The organism is Pseudodonghicola flavimaris, assembly GCF_030164425.1.
Classification (GTDB): Bacteria; Pseudomonadota; Alphaproteobacteria; order Rhodobacterales; family Rhodobacteraceae; genus Pseudodonghicola; species Pseudodonghicola flavimaris.
Genome location: NZ_JASNJD010000001.1, coordinates 66,132 through 86,271, shown reverse-complemented (window position 1 = coordinate 86,271; position 20,140 = coordinate 66,132). Strand labels below are relative to the sequence as shown.

The window sequence follows — 20,140 nt, the reverse complement described above, 5'->3', positions numbered from 1 at the left end:
GCGATGCCTCAGCCCGGACAGACGGCGCCGAACCGGGCGGCGATCCACAACAGGATCAGGCCGCTAATCACCGCAAGCGCGCCGATCTGCCGCCGCGCCGGCTGTGGCAGATCGCGCAGCAGATCCAGCATCCGTTCGATAAGCGAAGGGGCCAGCACCCAGGCCAGCCCCTCCACGATCAGCACCAGCCCGAGGGCCAGGATGACAAACCCCATCACTCCGCCTTGGGCGCAACGCCGGTCGGCGATTTGAGGTAGTTGAAGAATTCCGAGTCCGGCGTGATCACCATCGACGAATTGCTGCCCAGCAGCGACCGGCTGTAGGCGGTCAGCGACCGGTAGAACTCGAAGAACTCCGGATCCTTGCCGAAGGCCTCGGCATAGATGCCGCTGCGCTCGGCGTCGGCCTCACCGCGGATGATCTCGGCCTCGCGCTTGGCGTCCGACACCAGTTCGACCTTGGTCCGGTCGGCCTGGGCGCGGACCCGCTGTGCCGCCTCGTTGCCGCGGGCCCGTTCGTCGGTTGCCTCTCGCTCGCGTTCCGCCCGCATCCGGTCGAAGGTGGCGGCGAGGTTCTGCGACGGCAGATCGGTGGCTTTCAGCCGCACGTCGACGATGTCGAGCCCCAGCGCCTGCGCCTCGATCACGGCGCCGTTGCGGATCCGTGCCATCAGCGCCGCCCGGTCCGAGCTGAGGATATCGCCCGAGGTGACCGACCCCAGGATTTCCCGCGTTTTCGCCCGCAGGATCGAATCGAGCCGGGCCTCGGCCGCCGAAATGCCGCCGGCGCCGACGGCCTGCCGGAACCGGGTCACATCGACGATGCGATAGCGCGCGAAGGCATCGACCACCAGGCGGCGATCGTCGAGCGGCGTCACCTCCAGCGGCTGGACATCGCGGCTGAGGATCCGGTCGTCATAGCGCACGACCTGCTGGATCAACGGGATCTTGAAGGCGAGCCCGGGTTCTTCCTTGACCGAAACGACACGGCCGAACTGCAGCACCAGCGCCTTTTCCCGTTCATCGACGATGAACAGCGACGACATGCCCAGGGTCACCAGAACGACCACCACGGGCAGGATGAATGTGGATTTCCGCATCACTTGCTCTCCCCGTTGTCGGTGTTGCCACCGCGACGCAATTCATTCAGCGGCAGATAGGGCACCACGCCCTGCCCCTGCCCGCTGACACCTTCGTCCAGGATGATCTTGTCGATATCGCCCAGCACCTTTTCCATCGTTTCGATGTAGAGACGCTTGCGGGTGACCTCGGGGGCCTGCTCGTAGGATTCGCGCACGGCGGAGAAGCGGCTCGCCTCACCCTGCGCCTCGTTGACGACCTGCGCGCGATAGCCCTCGGCCTCTTCGAGGATCTGGGCGGCCTCACCGCGGGCCTCGGCCAGCACCCGGTTGGCATAGGCATCGGCGACGTTCTGCAGCCGGTCACGTTCCTGCTCGGCGGCCTGGACCTCGCGGAAGGCGTCGATCACCTGCTGCGGCGGGTCGGCCTTGTCGAAGTTGACGCGGACGATGTTGACGCCGCTGTCATAGCTGTCCAGCGTCGACTGGATCAGATCGTGCAGCCGGTCTGCGATCACGCCGCGGTCGCGGTTCAGGATCGGCGCCAGATCGGTCTGGGCGATGATTTCCCGCATCGCCGATTCCGACACCGCCCGGATGGTCATCCGCGGATCACGCACGTTGAACAGGAATTTCGCCGGATCGCTGATGTTCCAGATCACCTGAAAGTCGATATCGACGACGTTCTCGTCACCGGTCAGCATCAGCCCGGCGTCCTGGCCACGGCCGGTGCCGATATCCTCGCGCTGTTCGGTGGTCACCGGAATCACCTCTGCGGTGACCAGCGGCCAGGGCGCGAAGTTCAGACCGGGCTGACCGATGCTGGAGAACTTGCCGAGGAAAAGCTCGACCGACTGTTCTTCCGGGCGCACGGTGTAGAAGCTCGTCCACCCCCAGAGGAGGACCGCCGCTGCCACGCCCAGGCCGATGGTGCCCTTGGTGAAGAACGGCGCCCCGCCGCCACCGGGCCCGCCGGAGCCGCGCTTGCCGCCGCCAGAGCCGCCGCGTCCGCCCATCAGCACACGCAACTGTTCCTGGCCCTTTTTCACCAGCTCGTCGATTTCCGGGATCTGCGGTCCCTCATCCTCGGGACGACGACCACCGCCGCCGTTGTTGTTATTGCCCCGGTTGCCACCGCCCCCGGACGACCCGCCGCCGCCCCAGGGGCCACCGCTGTTGCCCGCCATTCGTGTTAATCCCCTCTCCTGCCGCCGAAGCGGCTTTCTATCCACTCAGATGTATCGATCACTAACCTGTGTTCGACTGTGTCGAATTCAAGCGCTGCGCACCGGCGACTTCATGGTCACGATTTCCTCGGCCATGGTCGGGTGCACCGCGACGGTGCGGTCGAAATCCTCTTTCGTCGCGCCCATCTTCACCGCGATGCCCGCCAGCTGGATCATCTCGCCGGCGCCCGGCGCGACAATATGACAGCCCAGAACCTTGCGGGTCGCCTTGCTGACCACCAGCTTCATCAGCACCCGGTCGGTGCGCTCGGCAAAGCCCATCTGCATCGGCCGGAAGCTGGTCGAATAGACCTCGATCGGCTCCTGCTTGGCCGCGTCCTCCTCGGACAGGCCGACCGTGCCCATCTCCGGCTGGGTGAAGATGGCGGTCGGGATCAGCTCATGGTCGACCGGCGTCGGATTGCCCTTGAAGACGGTTTCGACGAAAGCCATGCCCTCGCGGATCGCCACCGGAGTCAGGTTCACCCGGTCGGTCACATCGCCGATGGCATAGACCGACGGCACCGAGGTCTGGCTGTACTTGTCGACCAGGATCTCGCCCTTGCGGCCGCGTTCGATACCCAAGGCCTCCAGCCCCAGATCGTCGGCGTTGGGGTTGCGGCCGGTGGCAAACATCACCTGATCGAAGACCTTTTCGTCGCCGTTCGAGGCGGTGACGCGGATGCTGTCGCCCTCGCGGACCATCTCCATCACATTGGTGCCGAAATGCAGGTCGATGCCGTTCTTGCGCATCTCGTCGCTGACCAGCCCGCGCGCCTCGTCGTCGAAGCCGCGCAGGATCTGGGCGCCGCGATAGAATTGGGTCACCTCAACCCCGAGCCCGTTCATGATGCCGGCGAATTCGCAGGCGATATAGCCGCCGCCGACGATCAGGATCGATTTCGGCAGTTCCGGCAGGTGGAAAATCTCGTTCGAGGAAATGCCCAGCTCGGCGCCCGGCACATCCGGCATCACCGGCCGGCCGCCGGTGGCGATCAGGATGTGCTTGGCCGTCTTGCGGCTGCCGTCGGCCAGTTCGACCGTATGCGCATCCACCAGCCGCGCGCGCTGGTCGAAGGTCTCGACGCCGGAGTTCTTCAGCAGGTTGCGATAGATACCCTCCAGCCGGTCGAGCTCCGCGGCGAGCTTGCCGTGGAACTTGTCCCAGTCGAACGCCCCGGGGGTGATCGACCAGCCATAGGCCTGCGCATCGGAGACCATGCCGGAATATTCGCTGGCGAAGACCATCAGCTTCTTCGGGACGCAGCCGCGGATGACGCAGGTGCCGCCGTAGCGATCCTCCTCGGCGAGCGCGACACGCGCCCCGGCATCGCCGGCCGCAACCCGCGCGGCCCGCACCCCACCGGAGCCGCCCCCGATGACGAACAGATCGTAGTCAAAGCTCATCGCCTGCCTTCCTCTTCTATCGCCCCCCGTCTCGTCAGGAGCGACGCCTCATGTATTGCATCGGATGTGAGAGTCCAACCGGCACACGGGCGAAAACCCGATTTGCCGCGCCCGCGCGACCCTAGCCCCTGCGGTCCGGAGCGTCCAGCGACCCGGCAGCCCATTCGGCGGGCAGTCCCTGCACGACAGGCCACGGCCGGCACCGCCCCAGAGAGCAGGCCGGCGCGGGACCGGTCGATGATCAACGTGAAAGAACCGACCCGAGGGCAAGCCCGGCAGGACCAGCCCCTCCGGGCCCGATCACGCCCCTAATCGAGACGCGCCCCCACGGTTTTCGACAGGTTCTTCATCAGACTGCCGATATCTGTCATCGTAGCGTAGAAAATCTGCTGCGACGCTGCGCCGTTCTCGTAGTCGTTCAGTTCTTTTCTCTCAATCTCCGGCGCAGAAAACAGACCCTGGTTTTCCTGCGCCTTTTCAATCGCGGCGTAGGCTCGCGCAGTGATCTCCGTCGTTGACGAAAAGGAGTTTCGCGCCGATTCCAAAGTTCCCTTGAAACGCGCCTGCAAAGCAGCACTGATATCTGCATTCGTAAAATATGACAAATGCTGCGCGCCCATCGTCAGTGTCGCGATTTTGGTTCCATCGGGAAAATTCTTGAAATCGTCTTTGAACGTATCGACCCCGATCATAAGCTGGGACACGGTCAGCCCTGCCACGATGACCATGCCGCTTTGCGAGCGTGAGGCCTCCCCCCCACCCGAAAGCACATCGGCCAGCTTGACGGAACCACTTCCCTCGGCCTTTCCCGCCCAACGGAAGATGAAGAGGTTGCTCCGGGACAATGCCGCTGCCACTTCATTGGCCTTTTCTTTGACGGCATTGCTCGCCTGCGCGACGTTGACAGCCAGCTCCTCCAGATCGTCGGTTGAGGTGCCTCTTTTTGCCTGCGCTTCAGCCTGCGATGCTCTTGCCGCGACGAGCTCCACCACCAGAACATTCAGCTCCATCAATGCGGTTTTCACGGCTTGAATCGCCGCTTCTTCCGAAGCGTCACCTGCGGCTTTCTTGAACTTGAACGTCCTCGTCAGAACGTGAGTGCTGCCATCGCTACTGAAGCAGATGATCGAATTCGCCACCCGAAAGCTGCTGGCGAGGCAGGAGGCGCCCGGTGCAGGAACAGGCAACTGCCCGTTGACCGAGAGGAACCGGGATTGAAGCGGGTAATTGAAATTGACCGGTCTGGAAATTTCACCGTCGTTCCCGACGCTGATCGTCATATTGTCCAGCGTATTGACCGGTTGCGAGCTGCAGGACACCAGACCGGTGACCGCCCCCAAAAACAACAATCCCTTGAGAAAAGCAGACATTGAGATACCCCCTAAAGACCAGAAACAGGCTCTTCGGGAATCATCTTTTGAGTCAAGAATTCGAACGCGAATACCCCCCGAGGGATCGAAATATATGCATTCGTATAGAACGGAAGTCCAGACGACCGTTTCCAAGGACAATGACCCCGGAAACGGCGGTGGCCCAAGAGGCCGGCCGCGATACCGACACCGTCGTCCAAGCGCCGCGCGGGCGTCAGTCCGACAGATCGGTGAACAGGTTCTCGCTCTCCACGAAATCCAGCCTGTCGTGGGCGATCGTGCCCTCGTTTATATCGCGCAGTTCGACGCGGCCGTCGCCATAGCCGATCACGACGGTATCGCAGATATCGATGAACAGGCCGTTTTCCACCACCCCGGGCATCTGGTTCAGCACCAGCGCCATCTGCCGCGGGTTGCCGATGCGGTGCAGGTGAAGGTCGAGGATGAAATTGCCCTCATCGGTGACGAAGGGCGCCTCGCCGTTCATCCTCAGGGTTGCGTCACGGCCGAGCACGTCCATCGACACCAGAGTTTCCTCGATCAGCGCCTGGGTGGCGCTCCAGCCGAAGGGCACGATCTCCACCGGCAGCGGGAAGGCACCCAGCGTCTCCACCTGCTTGCCGACATCGGCGATCACCACCATCCGGTCCGAGGCGGTGGCGACGATCTTCTCCTGCAGGAGCGCGCCGCCGCCGCCCTTGATCAGGTTCAGATCGCCATCGAATTCATCGGCGCCGTCGATCGTCAGGTCGAGCCAGCGCGCCTCGTCCAGGCTGACCACCTCGATGCCCTGATCCCGGGCCAGTTCCGCCGTGCGGGTCGAGGTCGGCACGCCTTTGAACTTCAGGCCGTCCTCGCGCACCATCTCGCCCAGGCAGCGCACCAGCCAGGCGGCGGTGCTGCCGGTGCCCAGCCCGACGCGCATGCCGTCTTCGACAAAATCCGCGGCCCGGCGAGCAGCGACGAATTTGGCCTTGTCGATGGGCGACAGTTCTCCGGTCATGGCAGCCTCTTTGCGCTAGGGTCTGCCGAGTTATAGGCAATGGATCGCGGTTGGGCGAGCGTTATTCGGCGGCCCCGCCCGGGCCGGGGGACGCATCGCGGCGCTTTTGCATGGTGGCGATGACCGTTTTCATCAGCGCCAGGAACTGCGCCTGTTCTGCCGTGCTGAGACCTGCCAGCGCCTCGCTGTTCTGCGCCTGCGCGGCGGCGATCGCCTGCGGGCGCAGGGCCCGGGCGCGCGCGGTCAGACAGATCAGCCGGGCCCGGCGGTCGGTCGGGGACGGCTGTCGGTCGATCAGCCCGTCGCGTGCCATCCGCGCCAGCGTATTGGCCATGGTCGCCTGTTCCACATCCAGCCGCGCCACCAGATCGGCCTGCGACAGCCCGTCTTCCTCCCAAAGCTCCAGCAGCACCATGAACTGCGCGGGCGCCAGCCCCAGGGGTCGGATGCGCCGGCTGAGCCCGGCGAAGAACAGCCGGGCCATGTGGTTGGCCAGATAGCCGGCAGAGCGGTCTTTCGAAAAGGTCATGTCCATCGCTTATCTTTTGCATAGCACACTATGCAATCCTTATATACATAGCACGCTATATTTAACGAGTCGGGAGACCGCCATGACACACAGACTTCACGCCGCCAGCGGCGCCCTCGCCCTCTTGATGATCCTCGGGTTCTGGAGCGCCACCGCGCTCTCGGAACTGTTCGGCGGCCCGGAGCTGATCGCCCGGGTCAAGATGTCGATCCTCTACGGCATGCTGGTGATGGTGCCGGCCATGGCGCTGGCCGGGTCCACCGGTGCGCGGCTGGGCCGCGGCATGCGATTGCCGCAGGTCGGGATCAAGATGACGCGGATGAAGGTGATCGCCGCCAATGGTATCGCCGTGCTGCTGCCGAGCGCGGTCTTTCTGGCGCTGAAGGCGCAGGCCGGGCAGTTCGATACCCGGTTCGCCCTGGTGCAGGGGCTGGAATTGGTGGCCGGGGCCACCAACATCACGCTGCTGGCGCTGAACATGCGCGACGGGCTGCGGCTCGCCGCCCGACGGCAGCGCGCCCGGGCCTGAGCAGAGGCCCGCGCCCGCGCCTCTGCCGACGTCTCCGCCACGGGCCGCCCCCCGGCCTGTGGCCGCCCGGTCACTCCGGCCGGTAGAGGTCCGAGGTCTTGTCGCGCACCGCCAGCCACCAGCCCGATTGTGCCGGCCATGTACCGTAATCGGTATCGTGGCCCAGGGTCTGCGCCGCATGCAGCGCCCACATCGGATCGACCAGCGCCTCACGGCCGATGGCGATCAGATCGGCCTTGCCGGTGGCCAGGATCTCCTCGGCCTGCTCGGGATGGGTGATCAGGCCGACCGCCATGGTCGACAGCTCCGCCTCCTGCCGCACCGCCTCGGCGAAGGGCACCTGGAATCCCGGCTGGCGCTTGCCGCCGCCGGCGGCAGTGGCCGCCCCGGCGATGCCGGAGGAGGAACAATCCATCACATCGACGCCGAGCGCCTTCATCCGCTTCGCCAGTTCCACGGTATCGGGCAAGGTCCACCCCTGCGGATCGCCATCGACGGCGGAGATTCGGAAGAACACCGGCAGCTCCTCGGGCCAGGCCGCCCGCACCGCCTCGGCCACCTCCAGCGCCAGCCGCATCCGCCCCTCGCGGTCGCCGCCGTATCTGTCGGTCCGCTTGTTCGACAGCGGCGACAGGAAGGAATGCAGCAGATAGCCATGCGCGCCGTGCACCTCGACGATCTTGTAACCGGCGGCCCCTGCCCGGCGGGTGGCGGCAACGAAATCGGCGATCAGCGCGGCGATATCCTCTTCGGTCAGCGCATGCGGCACCGGCCAGCCCTCGGCCACCGGAATCTCCGAGGGACCTACCGGCCTCCAGGGCATGTCGCCACGGGCGAAATCGGCCTCGGTCAGCGGGCCATTGCCGAACCAGGGCCGCTGCATGCCCGACTTGCGCCCGGCATGACCCAGCTGTACCGCCGGGATCGCCCCATGCGCCAGCGCGAATTGCGCCACACGGGCATGCCCGATGATCTGACTGTCGGCCCAGAGCCCGGGGCAGCCATGGGTGATCCGCCCGTCCTTCTGCACCGCCGTCGCCTCGGTGAACACGATGCCGGCCCCGCCCATCGCGAACCGGCCGAGGTTGACCAGATGCCAATCCTCCAGATGCCCCTCATGCGCGGCGTATTGGCACATCGGAGAGATCACCACCCGGTTGCGGGCGGTGATCCCGCGCAGGGTGATTGGGCGGAAGAGACGCGGCGTATCGGTCAAGAGAAACCTCCGGAGGTCGGCTGGGGATCGAGTCGCGCGCAAGCTAGCGCGCGCATCCCGCCTCCGCAATCAAACGTCCGCGAGCCGCCCGAGCCCCCAGGACCGGTGACTTGTTTCCGATCGGAAATGTCGCTTTGGTGCGACCGAGATCACCGCCGCCCGGATAGGATGCCCCATGACCCAGCGCTATCGCCTGCATTATGCCCCCGACAATGCCTCGCTCGCCATCCGGCTGGCGCTGGAGACCTTGGGTCTGGCCTATGACACCGCCCTGATCGACCGCCGCAACGGCGCGCTGAACAGCCCCGCCTATCGGGCGCTCAATCCCGGCGGGCTGATCCCGGTGCTGGAGACCGCCCACGGCCCGATCTTCGAGACCGCCGCGATCCTTCTGTGGCTGGCGGACCGTCATGGCGGGCTGGGGCCGGCGCCCGCGGATCCGGCGCGCGGGACCTTCCTGAAATGGCTGTTCTTCACCTCGAACACGCTGCATGCGGATCTGCGCATGGTGTTCTACCCGGCCAAATACATCGGCCCCGACCCGCAGGATCAGGCGGCGCTGCGCCGTGGGCTGACCGCCCGGCTGCAGCAACATCTCACGATGCTGGACCGGGCCGTCGCCGCCCCCGACTGGCCCGGCGGCGCCACCGAGCTCTATCTGTGCTGCCTGCTGCGTTGGATGCCGCTCTATCCCGACGATCAGGACAACGGCTGGTTCGACCTGAGCCGTTATCCTGCGCTCGCCGCCCTCGCCACCCGGATCGAAGCGACGCCGGCCGCCGCCGCCGCCAGCGCCGCCGAGGGGCTGGGACCCACCCCCTTCACCGCGCCGCGCCCGGCCACCCCGCCAGAAGGATCGCCCACCTGATGTTCCTCTCCGTCTTCGACATGTTCAAAGTGGGCGTCGGCCCGTCCTCCTCTCATACCATGGGGCCGATGCTGGCCGCCGCCCGGTTCCTGGAGACGGTGCGCGGCGCGCCCTTCGGCGTTGTCGGGCTGCGTGCCTCGCTGCATGGATCGCTCGCCTTCACCGGTGTGGGCCATGCCACCGATCGCGCCACCGTCCTCGGCCTGGCCGGCTTTCGCCCCGACAGCTATGACCACGACAAGGCCGAGGCGGCGCTGGAGGCGATCCACCGGACCCATCGCATTCCCCACGCCGACCTGGGCGATCTGCGGTTCGATCCGAAACGGGATCTGATCTTCGACTACGATACCCAGCTGCCCGGCCATGCCAATGCGATGATCCTGATGGCGACCGACGCCCAGGGCGACGTGATCCTGCAGGAGACCTATTATTCCATCGGCGGCGGTTTCGTCCTGACCGAGGCGGAACTGGCCGAGGGGCGCGATACCGATGACGGTCCCGCCGTGCCCTTCCCCTTCCACTCCGCCGCGCAGATGCTGGAGATGGCCCGCGACAGCGGCAAGACGATCGCCGGGATGAAGCGCGACAACGAGATTTCCCGCGGCGGCCGCGACCGGCTCGCCTCCGGCACCGCCCGGATCTGGGAGGTGATGAACGCCTGTATCGACCGCGGCCTGACCACCGGCGGCACCCTGCCCGGCGGGCTCGGGGTGCGGCGCCGGGCCAAACCGATCCACGATGCGCTGCAGGCCGAACGCGGCATGAACCTCTCCGCGCCGCATGTGATCAACGACTGGATCAGCGTCTATGCCCTGGCGGTGAACGAGGAAAACGCCGCCGGCGGTCAGGTGGTCACCGCCCCCACCAACGGCGCGGCCGGCGTGGTCCCGGCGGTGATCCGCTACTGGCTGGATCATGTGCCGGGGGCCAGCCCCACGCGGGTGGAGGAATTTCTGCTGACCGCCGCCGCCATCGGCGGGCTGGTGAAATACAACGCCTCGATCTCCGGCGCCGAGGCCGGCTGCCAGGCCGAGGTCGGCTCCGCCGCCGCCATGGCCGCCGCCGGGCTCTGCGCGGTGCTGGGCGGCACCCCCGAACAGATCGAGAATGCCGCTGAAATCGCGCTGGAGCATCACCTTGGCATGACCTGCGACCCGGTGAAGGGGCTGGTGCAGGTGCCCTGTATCGAACGCAACGGGCTGGGCGCGATCAAGGCGGTCTCGGCGGCGAGCCTGGCGCTCAGGGGCGACGGCCAGCATTTCGTGCCGCTCGACGCCTGTATCGAGACCATGCGCCAGACCGGCCGCGACATGCACGAGCATTACAAGGAAACCTCGCTGGGCGGGCTGGCGGTCAACGTCCCCAACTGCTGAGGGCACCCCACGCCTGCGACAGGCGGCGGGACCGCATGCGGAAGAAAGCTATGCCGCCGGTTGCAACGGGCCTGTCCCCTGCCTAGATGATTGCGGAGCCGCTGGCGCAGCCGGCGGTTCGACCCATGGAGACTGGATGTCAGAGCTTGTGTGATAAGGCTCTCTGATCCTCAGAGAGCCGCGTGAAACCAAAGCTGCCCGACGCAGAGGCGTCCGGGCGTTTTTTCACGTCTGCCACGCAGGACTTCCATGAATATCTCAAGACCCGAACAACGTGCGCTGCACGTTCTGGCCCTTGGCGGCCGCATTCTGCACGAGCGCGAGGAGGGGGCCAAAGTCACCTCCGTCACCTGTGTCACCCGCGACGGGATGATCCTCGACGGTTTCGATCTGACCGTCTTCAACCGGTTGCGACGCAAGCGGCTGATCGAATCCCGCTCCGGCAGCCCCTATCGCATCTCGAAACTGGGCCGCCGGTCGGTGCGGGCGCAGCTCGACAACCAGGGGTGAGGCGCTCAGGCCAAACCAGGCGACGGGGCGAACAGCCCGCCCCGTCGCTGCCCTCCCGGCGCCTCCGGCCTCAGGCCACCGGCTGACGGCTAAAATCAATCCGAAATTCCATCACAACCACAGCTTGCATTGTACAGCATTGCCCCCTAGCGTGCCGCAATGACAGCCGACCGTCCCCTTCTGGGCATCTTGCTGATGCTGTGCTTCTGCCTGCTCGCCCCGATGGGTGACGCGGTGGCCAAGCTGCTGAGCGGTCATATCCCGCTGGGTCAGCTGCTGCTGGTCCGCTTCACCGTGCAGGCGGCGATCCTGATGCCGCTGGTGATCCGGCAGGGCGGCATCTGGCGGATGAGCCCGCGCCTGGTCTGGCTGACGACGCTGCGGACGCTGCTGCATATGGCGGGGATCGCCTTCATGTTCTCGGCGCTGAAATACCTGCCGCTGGCCGATGCCGTCGCCATCGCCTTCGTGATGCCCTTCATCATGCTGATGCTCGGCCGTTTCGTGCTGAAGGAAGAGGTCGGCTTTCGCCGCCTCGCCGCCTGCGCCGTGGGCTTCGCCGGTACGCTTCTGGTGATCCAGCCCAGCTTCGCCTCGGTCGGCTGGCCGGCGCTGCTGCCGCTGGGGGTCGCGGTGATCTTTGCCCTCTTCATGCTGGTGACCCGCCAGCTCGCCAAGGATATCGAGCCGGTGGCGCTGCAGGCGGTGAGCGGGGTGATCGCCACCGGCATGATGCTGCCGGTGCTGCTGGCCGGCACCCTTCTGAATCTTTCCGATCTGCACCTGCAGCTGCCCAACGGCCCGCAATGGGCACTGCTGGCCGCCATCGGCCTGCTCGGCACCGCGGCGCATCTGGTGATGACCTGGTCGCTGCGCTTCGCCCCGGCCTCCACCCTGGCACCGATGCAATATCTGGAGATCCCGGTGGCGACGCTGGTCGGCTGGATCGTGTTTCACGATCTGCCCAATGCCGAGGCGAGCCTGGGCATCTGCATCACCATTGCCGCCGGCCTCTATATCGTCGCGCGGGAGAATGCGATGGCACGGGCCGCGCGGCGCAAACCGCTCAAGACCCCGGCCTGAGCGCCACGATCAGCGCCTCCAGCCGGTCGCGCGGCAGAATCGCCAGCAGGCCCGGCCCGTCGGTTTCCAGCGTCACTGGCCCCAGCGCCCGGTTCGAGGTGCCGATCTGCCCGTCGGGGGTCAGCACCAGCCCGTCGATCGGCCACTCCAGCCCTTCGGACCGCCCGGTCACCCGGCCCATCGGGAACAGCGACACCACCTGCCCCGCCGCCATGTCCAGCACCAGCCGGCGCGGCGCGTGAAAGATCACCTCATGCACGCCGATCAGGATGCAGGCGCGATGGGCATGGCGGGTCAGCACGTTGAAGGCTGCCAGCTGATGATCGACCCGGTCGCCCAGAAACCCTACCGCCAGCACCAAGGGCGCCGCGACCGAGCGCAGCGCCTTGTCGAAATCGGTGCTTTCCTGTTCACGAATGGGAAACAGGCGATCCGCCGGGATCCCCGCCCGCGCCCGGGCCGAGAGGGAATCGAAATCGCCGATCACCGCCTGCGGCATCCGCCCGGCCGCCAGCGCCGCATCGGCGCCGCCATCCGCGGCCACCAGCACCGGCGCCAGCGCCAGCGCGGTCTCCAGATCGCTCGGGCCGAGCGCACCGCCGCCGATCAGCGTGACAGGGGTTTCAGATTGGACAATGGCTGAGGTCATGCGGCGATTTATGCGTTTTCTGGAAACAGATCACAATCTGGTCACAAAATGATACGGTGATGGGCACAGATTCGGGCCGAATTTGTCTCGTGCCGCCTGTTAGGTCAGTCCAACGATTTTGAAAAGGACGAGCAGCCTATGGTACATAGTAACAAGGTGTTGACCGTCTCCTACGGGACGTTCTCATGCACTCTGGAGGGCTTTGAGGATTCCTTCGACACGATGAAGGCGATTGCGGAGTATTTCCGCGATCTCGCTGCGGACGACCGCTATTTCGGCGCCGAACCGCCGCAGCCCGACGCGGAAATGCTGGCCCGGATCGCCCAGCGTGAGATCGCCCGCCAGGTCGAAGCCCGTCGCGAGGGCACCGGCTTCGTGCTGCGCGCCGCAGAGGCCGCCGACACCGCCCCCGTGACCGCGCCCGTCGCGCCGGCCGCAGAAGCTGCGCCCGCAGCGGGGCCCGCTGCGGGGATGGAGACAGCCCTGCCCTCGGCACAACCGGTCGAAGACGCGGTGGAGACCGTCGCGGAAGAGTCGGCGGCCGCCCAGCCGATCGCCGACGATGTGACCGCGCTGGTCGAGACCGCCGAGGAGGTCGCCGACGCCGAAGCCCCCGCCGAGAGCGTGGCGGAAGCGGCTGAAGAAGATGTGGCCGAGGCGTCGGAGACCCCCGAAGAAGGGGTCGCCGAGATGGCGGCAGAGGAAGAGGTGATGCCCATCGCCGAAACCGCCTTGCCCGAGGACGCCCCCGCCGAAGCCGCCGTCGCCGCCTTCATGGCCAGCACCGTCGAGGACGAAGACCCCGCACCTGTCGCCGAAATCATCGCCCCGGTCGCACCCGCTGCCGCGCCCTCGGCCGACAGCATCGCGGCCAAGCTGCAGCGCATCCGCGCCGTGGTCTCGCGCAACGAACAGGCCGCCGCCAGTGCCAGCTATGACGAGGATTACGCCGAGGATCAGCCCGCCGCCGGTTTCGCGACGGAGGAGACCCCCGATCTCTCCGGCATCCTGGAAGAGGTCGCAGCCGCCGAAGACGACACCCTGACGGAGGCGCGCGAACCGGAAACGCCCCAGGCAGAAGCATCTGAGGTCGAGCTCGCCGAAGTCGATCTGGCCGCGGCCGATCTGGCCGAAGGCGAGAACGAAGCGCTGTTCGACGATCTCGATGCGGATCTGGCCGAAGAGGATACGACGGAGGACGCCGTCGAGAACATCCTGCGCGACGCCGAAGAGGCCGAGGCGGTCGAAGCGGTCGAAGAGGCCGGTATCGAGGACGTCGCGGATGAGGATCTCGCGGCGGAAGCTCCTGAGGAGACCCTTGAGGAGGCCCTCGGGGAGGACACTGCCGCGGTGCTGCGTCAGCCCGCGACCCAGCTGCCCCCCGGGACATTGTCGCCGGAGGACGAGGCCGACCTGATCCGTGAGCTCGCCGAAGTCGAGGCCGAGCTGCGCGGCGATCACGCCGACCTGGAAGAGGATATCGCGGAAGAGGACGACACCGCCGAGGTCGCCCTTGCGGAAGAAGAGCCTCTTGACGCGGCAGAAGACGCGCCGCTGGTGCTCTCCACCCCGGAAGCGGGGAAACAACCGCAGTCCGACCTGTCCCGCCTGATGGCCGCCGCCGATGCCCGGCTGGACGATCCCGAAGCCACCAGCACCCGCGAGACCTATTCGCATCTGCGCGCCGCCGTCGCCGCGACCGAGGCCGAAAGCTCTGCCGGCGGCCTGGCCGCCGATCACCCCGACGCCGAGGCCTATCGCGACGATCTGGCCCGCGTGGTGCATCCGCGCCGCCCGGTGCTGAGCGGGGGCGACCGCCGCCGCCGCCCCGGCGGAGAAACCGGTCAGCGCCCGGCGCCGCTGAAACTGGTGGCCGAACAGCGGGTCGACGATATGGCCCCGGCCGCCGCCGAACGGCACGAAGGTCCGGTGCGCCCGCGCCGCGTCGCCGCCGCGCATGAGACCCCGCGCCCGGTGGCCAGCCCTACCGGCGGCTTCGCCCAGTTCGCCCATGACATGGGGGTGACCGAACTGCCTGAGCTGCTGGAAGCCGCCGCCGCCTACATGCAGTTCGTCGAAGGCCGCGAACAATTCACCCGGCCGCAGCTGATCCACAAGGCGCGCGAAGCCTCGGTCGAGGAATTCAACCGCGAGGACGGGCTGCGCAGCTTCGGCGTGCTGCTGCGCGAGGGCAAGATCGTCAAGAAGGATCCGGGCCGCTTCGTCGCCTCGGGCGAGATCGGGTTTCAGCCGGCCTCCTCCCGCGCCGCCGGCTGATCCGGGCCGTCACATCGCCGCGCGGCCCGCTTCGGTCGCGCGCACCTGGGGGAAAGGCAGGCCTTGCGCCTGCCTTTTCAGTTGCTTGCGCCTGCCTTTTCAGTTGTCCGTCCCCCGCGCCAGGGCCGCAGACCGTCGGCGCCCCGCCATGTCCCTGTTGCACCAGGCGCCGGCAACCGGCAGGGTCACGGCATGGACCATCACCGGCTTCAGATCCGCCCGGCGGAGCGTGGCGATCTCGGCGCCCTGCTCGACCTCTATCGCCACCTCGACCCCGAGGACGCCCGCCCGACGCCCGGACAGGCGGCGGCGATCCTCGAGCGGTTCCTGCGCTACCCCGGCAGCGTGATCCTTCTGGGGGAGGTCGATGGCCGGCCCGCCTGTTCCTGCACCCTGGTGGTCATCCCCAATCTGACGCGCGGCGGCCGCCCCTATGGGCTGATCGAGAATGTGGTGACCGATGCCACCTTTCGCCAGCGCGGCTATGGCCGGGCGCTCCTCGACGCCGCGACCGATGCCGCCTGGCGGCAAGACTGCTACAAGGTGATGCTGATGACCGGGTCGAAGACGCCCGCCACCCTCGCCTTCTATGCCGGCGCCGGGTTCGAGCCTTCGAAGACCGGATTTCAGAAACGGCGTCTGCCGGTGCGGAAAGAGCCCTAGGCGTTAGGGCTCCTCGCTGTCGGCCCCGTCTTCCGTCGCGTCGGGATCGGCCTGGCCGACCCCGCGGAAGACGAACTTGAAGGGCAGCGCCCAAAGGATGCCCAGCAGGATATAAACCCCGAGCTCGACCCACATCGGCGGCCGGTCGAGCCAGTTCATGACCGTCACCGCCACCACGATATAGGCCGGCATGCCGACCAGAAGGATCACCAGCGACCAGCGCCGGCGGGCCTTGTAACTGAGGGCGGGCTTGTCGGTCATGCGCGTGCTCAGTCCGCGAAGGGGTCAGTGACCAGGATGGTGTCGTCCCGTTCCGGCGAGGTCGACAGCAGCGCCACCGGGCAATCGATCAGCTCTTCGATATGGCGAACGTATTTGATCGCATTGGCCGGCAGATCGGCCCAACTGCGGGCGCCTTCCGTCGATTCCGACCAGCCCGGCATTTCCTCGTAGATCGGGGTGCAGCGGGCCTGCTGATCCGACGCGGTGGGCAGATAGTCCAGCCGCTCGCCGTCGAGCTCGTAGCCGACGCAGATTTTCAGCGTCTCGAAGCCGTCCAGCACGTCGAGCTTGGTCAGCGCGATGCCGTTGATGCCGGAGATGGCGCAGGTCTGGCGCACCAGGGCCGCGTCGAACCAGCCGCAGCGGCGTTTGCGGCCGGTCACGGTGCCGAACTCACGGCCCCGGGTGCCCAGGCGCTCGCCGGTCTCGTCTTCCAGTTCGGTCGGGAACGGGCCGGCCCCCACGCGGGTGGTATAGGCCTTGACGATGCCCAGCACGTAATCCACCGATCCCGGCCCGATGCCAACCCCGGTGGCCGCCTGCCCGGCGATCACATTCGACGAGGTGACAAAGGGATAGGTGCCGAAGTCGATGTCCAGCAGCGACCCCTGCGCGCCTTCGAACAGGATCCGTTTGCCGGCCTTGCGCTTCTCGGTCAGGACCTTCCAGACCGGAGCGGCATATTGCAGGATCTCGGGTGCGATCTCTTCCAGCTGGGCGATCAGACCATCGCGGTCGACCGGCTCCAGCCCCAGTCCGGCGCGCAGCGCGTTGTGATGGGTCAGCGCCCGGTCGACGCGGGCCTCCAGCGTGGCGCGGTCGGCCAGATCGGCGACGCGGATCGCGCGGCGGCCGACCTTGTCCTCATAGCACGGGCCGATGCCACGTCCGGTGGTGCCGATCTTGGTGCCGGTGGCGGCGGCCTCTTCGCGGGCGCGGTCCAGTTCGCCGTGGAACGGCAGGATCAGCGGCGTGTTCTCGGCGATCATCAGCGTCTCGGCGGAGATCTCCACCCCCTGCTCGCGGATCTTGGCGATCTCGCCGACCAGGTGCCAGGGGTCCAGAACCACCCCGTTGCCGATCACGCTGAGCTTGCCGCCCCGCACCACCCCCGAGGGCAGCGCGTTCAGCTTGTAGACCTGGCCGTCGATGACCAGCGTATGCCCGGCATTGTGCCCGCCCTGAAAGCGCGCGATCACATCGGCGCGCTCCGAAAGCCAGTCCACAATCTTGCCTTTTCCTTCGTCGCCCCATTGGGCGCCGACCACGACGACATTGGCCATAACAGGTCCTTTGCTGCGTTCAGTGTATTCAAACCCGAGCCCATATACCGGGACAGCGGCAGCAGGGAAACCGGAATCTCCCCCGCCATGCGCTCAGGGCTGGACAGGCTTGCAGCTTTGCGCGAACTTGCCCGGCAACCCGGATAGGACGGATTTTAACGATGGGCTTGTTCCTGCGCTGGCTATTTGCATTCCTGCTGCTCGCTCTGACCTATAATCCGACGCCGTGGAATTATGTCCGCTGGGTGGCGGAGCACTATCACCAGTATCTCTCCGTGGCGGTGTTCCTCGGCCTCGTCCTGATGATCGGCTATATCATCTATCTGCGCGCCACGCTGCGCTCGATCGGCGGCTTCGGCATGGGGCTGATTCTCGCGCTGGTGATGACGCTGCTCTGGGTGCTTTACGATTTCGGCCTGCTGTCGCTCGACAACGCCGATCAGAACACCTGGCTGGGGATTCTGGCGATGTCGGTCGTCCTCGGCATCGGGCTGAGCTGGAGCCACGTGCGCCGGCGGCTGTCCGGTCAGGCCGATATCGACGACGTCGACGAAGACTAGCGCGTCTATCCCACCGATGCGGGACGCGGCCGGGTCAGACGCCCTCGGGCAGATGCACCGGATCGCCGTGCGGCGTGCTCAGATAGGCCTGCTCCCAGGCGGCGCGCAGCTGTTCGACATCGACCGGCGCGGCCTCTCCGATCTCGGCCAGGAAGGCCTCCAGCGTCACCAGCCAGGCGGTGAAGTAATCGTCGCCGCCGTCCAGCGCCCGGGCCAGCCCATGAGCGGCCAGCGTCGCCGAAAACCGCGCCGTCCACTCCGGCCAGGCGAAATGCCCTGCCTCGTTCAGATGTACGGTCAGCGCGAAGACCTGGGCATGCCAGGGTTCGGTGAAAACCGGTTCGGGGATCTGATCGGTCATGCCGGCTCCAGATAGCTTTGCCACAGATCGAGGGTGATCTCATCCTCCGGGTTCTCGGGATGGGCCCAGAGCTCCGCCGCCGAGAACACCACGGTATAGAGCGGCTCCGGCGCCTCGCCCAGCCGGTGGGCATTGCTGTCGGGCAACACATGGGCCCCGTGACAACACAGGATGCGTCCGGTGGCGCCGGCGGCATAGGCCGGCAGGCGGGTGTGACCGCCGTCGACCAGCCGGTTGGCGGCAGGCCGCTGCGCCCGCACCCGGTCGCCGGGGCGATAGGCTGGCGGCGCGGTCATCGGCCGGTCGGCCGGGCCGCCCCGGGCCAGCGTCGCGGCGACCGCCTCAGCCTTCAGCGCCCGGTCGGCCAGCGGATGACGGCTGTCGTCGCCCTCCCCCCTCAGGTCGGCCTCGGTCAGCACGCCGGTCGAGACCAACAGATCGGCCACCGCCGAAATCCATTTTTCATAGTAGGAGAAATCCACGTAATCGCGCGGCGCCAGTGACTCGCGCGCATGGCGCGACATGTCCAGGTTCCACTGCCCCAGCGCCCCGGTCGCCAGCGTCACCGCCAGGGCCCGCGCGTGCCAGTCCTGCGCATAGACCGGGTCGTCGGGCTGGCCCGGATCGACAGGCCCGTCGCCGAACCGGCCGCCCATGTCGTGAACCCGGGTCACGCCCCCGGCTCCCGCGCGAGGCCGGTGCCGATCATGCTGTCGCGGGTGACCAGCGCCGCCAGGTCTTCCACCCCCAGCCCCTCGGTGCCGACGGGCCTTCGGGGAATCACCAGGTAGCGCACCTCCGCCGTCGAATCCCAGACCCGCACCCGGGTCGTCTCAGGCAGGGTGACGCCGAAATCCGCCAGCACGGCGCGCGGCTCGCGCACAGCGCGGGCCCGGTAGGCATCGGACTTGTACCAGCCCGGCGGGATCCCCAACAGCGGCCACGGGTAGCAGCTGCACAGGGTGCAAACGACCATGTTGTGGACGTCTTCGGTATTTTCGACCGCGACGATATGTTCGCCCTGCCGGCCGAAGAACCCCAGATCGGCAACCACCGGCGTCGCATCCTGCAGCAGCGCGGCGCGAAAGCCGGGGTCGGCCCAGGCCCGGGCCACCACCATGGCGCCGTTCTTGGGTCCGATACGGTTCTGATATGTGTCGATGATTTCGTCGAGCGCGCCGGGATCGATCAGCCCCTTGCGGGTCAGAAGCGTCTCCAGCGCCCGCACCCTGAGCGCCGGATCGGGCGGCAGCAGGGCATGGGCGTGATCGTGGTCGTGATGGTCATGTGGCATGGCGGCAGCTTGCGACCGGCCCCGCCGCTTGTCCAGTCCCGTCGCAGTCCCGGCGGCTAGTCTGCCGGCCGTGTTGTCACCGGCGCCCGGCAGATCGGCTCCCGCACCGGCGGGGAACCCAACTGATTGCTTGCCCCGCGCGGCAAACTTGCCTACATACCCCGCGACACCGAGCAAGCGCCGCAGGATCTTAATGGAAAACGTCGTCCTCATCATCCACCTCATTCTGGCCGTCGGCCTGATCGCCGTCGTGCTGCTGCAGCGCTCGGAAGGCGGCGGCCTTGGCATGGGCGGCGGTGGCGGTGGCGGCGTAATGAGCGGCCGCGCCGCGGCCACGGCGCTGGCCAAGGTGACCTGGGGGCTGGCTGCGGCCTTCATCATCACCTCGATCGCGCTGACCATCATCGCGGCCGAAAAATCCGCTGGCACCTCGGTCCTCGACCGGCTGGGGGGAAGCGCGACGGAAACCACCGGCGAGACGAGCGACAGCGCACCCACCGCGCCGGTCGGGTCCGACCTGCTGCCGCCGGCCGAAGGCGATAACGCGCCGTTGGTGCCGCGCGCCGATTAATCTACAAC

At 67.0% G+C, this 20,140-nt stretch carries 23 protein-coding genes; 9 read left to right on the top strand and 14 right to left on the bottom strand.

The genetic code is table 11. The annotated features are described in order from the left end of the window. Positions 1–8 precede the first annotated feature (8 nt). From QO033_RS00410 to QO033_RS00380, 7 genes are all read right to left on the bottom strand, one after another. Positions 9–215: a DUF2065 domain-containing protein gene (locus tag QO033_RS00410; RefSeq protein ID WP_284478936.1), complete on the bottom strand. Its 207-nt coding sequence runs from the start codon at positions 213–215 to the stop codon at positions 9–11. Continuing rightward, positions 215–1,099 (bottom strand): protease modulator HflC, encoded by an 885-nt coding sequence (hflC, locus tag QO033_RS00405; RefSeq protein ID WP_284478935.1) that lies wholly within the window; start codon positions 1,097–1,099, stop codon positions 215–217. Before hflC ends, QO033_RS00410 begins: the two co-directional genes overlap by 1 nt. Continuing rightward, positions 1,099–2,265, bottom strand: a complete 1,167-nt coding sequence (gene hflK / locus QO033_RS00400) for an FtsH protease activity modulator HflK (protein WP_284478934.1) — start codon at positions 2,263–2,265, stop codon at positions 1,099–1,101. The genes hflC and hflK overlap by 1 nt, the downstream gene beginning before the upstream one ends. 87 nt (positions 2,266–2,352) lie before the next feature. Continuing rightward, positions 2,353–3,711: a glutathione-disulfide reductase gene (gor, locus tag QO033_RS00395; RefSeq protein WP_284478933.1), complete on the bottom strand. Its 1,359-nt coding sequence runs from the start codon at positions 3,709–3,711 to the stop codon at positions 2,353–2,355. A 308-nt stretch (positions 3,712–4,019) separates the two neighbouring features. Then, positions 4,020–5,081, bottom strand: coding sequence for a hypothetical protein (locus QO033_RS00390; RefSeq protein WP_284478932.1), 1,062 nt, complete (start codon positions 5,079–5,081; stop codon positions 4,020–4,022). 214 nt (positions 5,082–5,295) lie between these two features. Further along, positions 5,296–6,084: a ribose-5-phosphate isomerase RpiA gene (gene rpiA / locus QO033_RS00385; RefSeq protein ID WP_284478931.1), complete on the bottom strand. Its 789-nt coding sequence runs from the start codon at positions 6,082–6,084 to the stop codon at positions 5,296–5,298. A 61-nt stretch (positions 6,085–6,145) separates the two neighbouring features. Further along, entirely contained in the window at positions 6,146–6,619 is a 474-nt protein-coding gene (locus tag QO033_RS00380) for a MarR family winged helix-turn-helix transcriptional regulator (protein ID WP_321170037.1), read from the bottom strand. Between the two features lie 76 nt (positions 6,620–6,695). Between QO033_RS00380 and QO033_RS00375 the strand changes: the two genes are divergently transcribed. Further along, a complete protein-coding gene (locus QO033_RS00375; protein ID WP_284478930.1) occupies positions 6,696–7,142 on the top strand; it encodes a hypothetical protein in 447 nt (148 codons plus the stop codon). Positions 7,143–7,212: 70 nt separating this feature from the next. Here the strand turns inward: QO033_RS00375 and QO033_RS00370 are convergent, their stop codons facing one another. Further along, positions 7,213–8,358 carry an NADH:flavin oxidoreductase/NADH oxidase gene (locus tag QO033_RS00370; RefSeq protein ID WP_284478929.1) on the bottom strand — a complete coding sequence of 382 codons (1,146 nt, stop codon included), beginning with the start codon at positions 8,356–8,358 and terminating at the stop codon, positions 7,213–7,215. Positions 8,359–8,533: 175 nt separating this feature from the next. Here QO033_RS00370 and QO033_RS00365 point away from each other — a divergent pair, with 175 nt between their 5' ends. The 4 genes from QO033_RS00365 (at position 8,534) to QO033_RS00350 (ending at position 12,192) form a co-directional block, all read left to right on the top strand. Then, a complete protein-coding gene (locus QO033_RS00365) occupies positions 8,534–9,226 on the top strand; it encodes a glutathione S-transferase family protein (RefSeq protein WP_284478928.1) in 693 nt (230 codons plus the stop codon). Next, complete coding sequence (locus QO033_RS00360; RefSeq protein WP_284478927.1) at positions 9,226–10,599, top strand: L-serine ammonia-lyase; 1,374 nt, start codon at positions 9,226–9,228, stop codon at positions 10,597–10,599. Before QO033_RS00365 ends, QO033_RS00360 begins: the two co-directional genes overlap by 1 nt. A 249-nt stretch (positions 10,600–10,848) precedes the next feature. Continuing rightward, the gene (locus QO033_RS00355) at positions 10,849–11,109 is read left to right on the top strand and encodes a YjhX family toxin (protein ID WP_284478926.1); all 261 of its coding nucleotides are present in this window, start codon (positions 10,849–10,851) and stop codon (positions 11,107–11,109) included. A 159-nt stretch (positions 11,110–11,268) separates the two neighbouring features. Then, positions 11,269–12,192: a DMT family transporter gene (locus QO033_RS00350; protein WP_284478925.1), complete on the top strand. Its 924-nt coding sequence runs from the start codon at positions 11,269–11,271 to the stop codon at positions 12,190–12,192. Here QO033_RS00350 and QO033_RS00345 read toward each other — a convergent pair. Then, positions 12,176–12,841, bottom strand: a complete 666-nt coding sequence (locus tag QO033_RS00345; protein WP_284478924.1) for a thiamine diphosphokinase — start codon at positions 12,839–12,841, stop codon at positions 12,176–12,178. The genes QO033_RS00350 and QO033_RS00345 overlap by 17 nt on opposite strands. 138 nt (positions 12,842–12,979) lie before the next feature. Here QO033_RS00345 and QO033_RS00340 point away from each other — a divergent pair, with 138 nt between their 5' ends. Next, positions 12,980–15,118: a coiled-coil domain-containing protein gene (locus tag QO033_RS00340; protein ID WP_284478923.1), complete on the top strand. Its 2,139-nt coding sequence runs from the start codon at positions 12,980–12,982 to the stop codon at positions 15,116–15,118. Positions 15,119–15,310: 192 nt separating this feature from the next. Then, entirely contained in the window at positions 15,311–15,781 is a 471-nt protein-coding gene (locus tag QO033_RS00335; RefSeq protein WP_284478922.1) for a GNAT family N-acetyltransferase, read from the top strand. A 3-nt stretch (positions 15,782–15,784) separates the two neighbouring features. Here the strand turns inward: QO033_RS00335 and QO033_RS00330 are convergent, their stop codons facing one another. Both QO033_RS00330 and QO033_RS00325 read right to left on the bottom strand, forming a co-directional pair. After that, entirely contained in the window at positions 15,785–16,042 is a 258-nt protein-coding gene (locus tag QO033_RS00330; protein WP_284478921.1) for a DUF2842 domain-containing protein, read from the bottom strand. A gap of 8 nt (positions 16,043–16,050) precedes the next feature. Continuing rightward, entirely contained in the window at positions 16,051–17,346 is a 1,296-nt protein-coding gene (locus tag QO033_RS00325; protein ID WP_284478920.1) for an adenylosuccinate synthase, read from the bottom strand. Positions 17,347–17,507: 161 nt separating this feature from the next. Between QO033_RS00325 and QO033_RS00320 the strand changes: the two genes are divergently transcribed. Beyond that, positions 17,508–17,906 (top strand): DUF6524 family protein, encoded by a 399-nt coding sequence (locus tag QO033_RS00320; protein WP_284478919.1) that lies wholly within the window; start codon positions 17,508–17,510, stop codon positions 17,904–17,906. A gap of 34 nt (positions 17,907–17,940) precedes the next feature. Here QO033_RS00320 and QO033_RS00315 read toward each other — a convergent pair whose 3' ends face one another. Genes QO033_RS00315 through nthA form a run of 3 tightly spaced genes read right to left on the bottom strand, consistent with a single transcriptional unit; the run spans position 17,941 to position 19,561 of the window. After that, on the bottom strand, positions 17,941–18,267 hold the full coding sequence (locus QO033_RS00315; RefSeq protein ID WP_284478918.1) for a nitrile hydratase accessory protein: 327 nt from the start codon (positions 18,265–18,267) through the stop codon (positions 17,941–17,943). Next, complete coding sequence (gene nthB, locus QO033_RS00310; RefSeq protein WP_284478917.1) at positions 18,264–18,941, bottom strand: nitrile hydratase subunit beta; 678 nt, start codon at positions 18,939–18,941, stop codon at positions 18,264–18,266. The genes QO033_RS00315 and nthB overlap by 4 nt, the downstream gene beginning before the upstream one ends. Next, on the bottom strand, positions 18,938–19,561 hold the full coding sequence (nthA, locus tag QO033_RS00305; RefSeq protein ID WP_284478916.1) for a nitrile hydratase subunit alpha: 624 nt from the start codon (positions 19,559–19,561) through the stop codon (positions 18,938–18,940). Before nthA ends, nthB begins: the two co-directional genes overlap by 4 nt. 193 nt (positions 19,562–19,754) lie before the next feature. Here nthA and secG point away from each other — a divergent pair, with 193 nt between their 5' ends. Then, a complete protein-coding gene (gene secG / locus QO033_RS00300) occupies positions 19,755–20,132 on the top strand; it encodes a preprotein translocase subunit SecG (protein WP_284478915.1) in 378 nt (125 codons plus the stop codon). Positions 20,133–20,140 lie beyond the last annotated feature (8 nt).

Bases quoted from the DNA above. Each gene is read 5' to 3' on its own strand.
- QO033_RS00365 (WP_284478928.1), top strand. From the start codon at position 8,534: ATGACCCAGCGCTATCGCCTGCATTATGCCCCCGACAATGCCTCGCTC.
- QO033_RS00320 (WP_284478919.1), top strand. From the start codon at position 17,508: ATGGGCTTGTTCCTGCGCTGGCTATTTGCATTCCTGCTGCTCGCTCTG.
- secG (WP_284478915.1), top strand. From the start codon at position 19,755: ATGGAAAACGTCGTCCTCATCATCCACCTCATTCTGGCCGTCGGCCTG.
- QO033_RS00345 (WP_284478924.1), bottom strand. From the start codon at position 12,841: ATGACCTCAGCCATTGTCCAATCTGAAACCCCTGTCACGCTGATCGGC.
- QO033_RS00410 (WP_284478936.1), bottom strand. From the start codon at position 215: ATGGGGTTTGTCATCCTGGCCCTCGGGCTGGTGCTGATCGTGGAGGGG.
- hflK (WP_284478934.1), bottom strand. From the start codon at position 2,265: ATGGCGGGCAACAGCGGTGGCCCCTGGGGCGGCGGCGGGTCGTCCGGG.
- gor (WP_284478933.1), bottom strand. From the start codon at position 3,711: ATGAGCTTTGACTACGATCTGTTCGTCATCGGGGGCGGCTCCGGTGGG.
- rpiA (WP_284478931.1), bottom strand. From the start codon at position 6,084: ATGACCGGAGAACTGTCGCCCATCGACAAGGCCAAATTCGTCGCTGCT.
- QO033_RS00325 (WP_284478920.1), bottom strand. From the start codon at position 17,346: ATGGCCAATGTCGTCGTGGTCGGCGCCCAATGGGGCGACGAAGGAAAA.
- QO033_RS00375 (WP_284478930.1), top strand. From the start codon at position 6,696: ATGACACACAGACTTCACGCCGCCAGCGGCGCCCTCGCCCTCTTGATG.
- QO033_RS00350 (WP_284478925.1), top strand. From the start codon at position 11,269: ATGACAGCCGACCGTCCCCTTCTGGGCATCTTGCTGATGCTGTGCTTC.
- QO033_RS00330 (WP_284478921.1), bottom strand. From the start codon at position 16,042: ATGACCGACAAGCCCGCCCTCAGTTACAAGGCCCGCCGGCGCTGGTCG.
- QO033_RS00335 (WP_284478922.1), top strand. From the start codon at position 15,311: ATGGACCATCACCGGCTTCAGATCCGCCCGGCGGAGCGTGGCGATCTC.
- QO033_RS00380 (WP_321170037.1), bottom strand. From the start codon at position 6,619: ATGGACATGACCTTTTCGAAAGACCGCTCTGCCGGCTATCTGGCCAAC.
- QO033_RS00315 (WP_284478918.1), bottom strand. From the start codon at position 18,267: ATGACCGATCAGATCCCCGAACCGGTTTTCACCGAACCCTGGCATGCC.
- QO033_RS00360 (WP_284478927.1), top strand. From the start codon at position 9,226: ATGTTCCTCTCCGTCTTCGACATGTTCAAAGTGGGCGTCGGCCCGTCC.
- QO033_RS00355 (WP_284478926.1), top strand. From the start codon at position 10,849: ATGAATATCTCAAGACCCGAACAACGTGCGCTGCACGTTCTGGCCCTT.
- nthA (WP_284478916.1), bottom strand. From the start codon at position 19,561: ATGCCACATGACCATCACGACCACGATCACGCCCATGCCCTGCTGCCG.
- hflC (WP_284478935.1), bottom strand. From the start codon at position 1,099: ATGCGGAAATCCACATTCATCCTGCCCGTGGTGGTCGTTCTGGTGACC.
- QO033_RS00340 (WP_284478923.1), top strand. From the start codon at position 12,980: ATGGTACATAGTAACAAGGTGTTGACCGTCTCCTACGGGACGTTCTCA.
- QO033_RS00390 (WP_284478932.1), bottom strand. From the start codon at position 5,081: ATGTCTGCTTTTCTCAAGGGATTGTTGTTTTTGGGGGCGGTCACCGGT.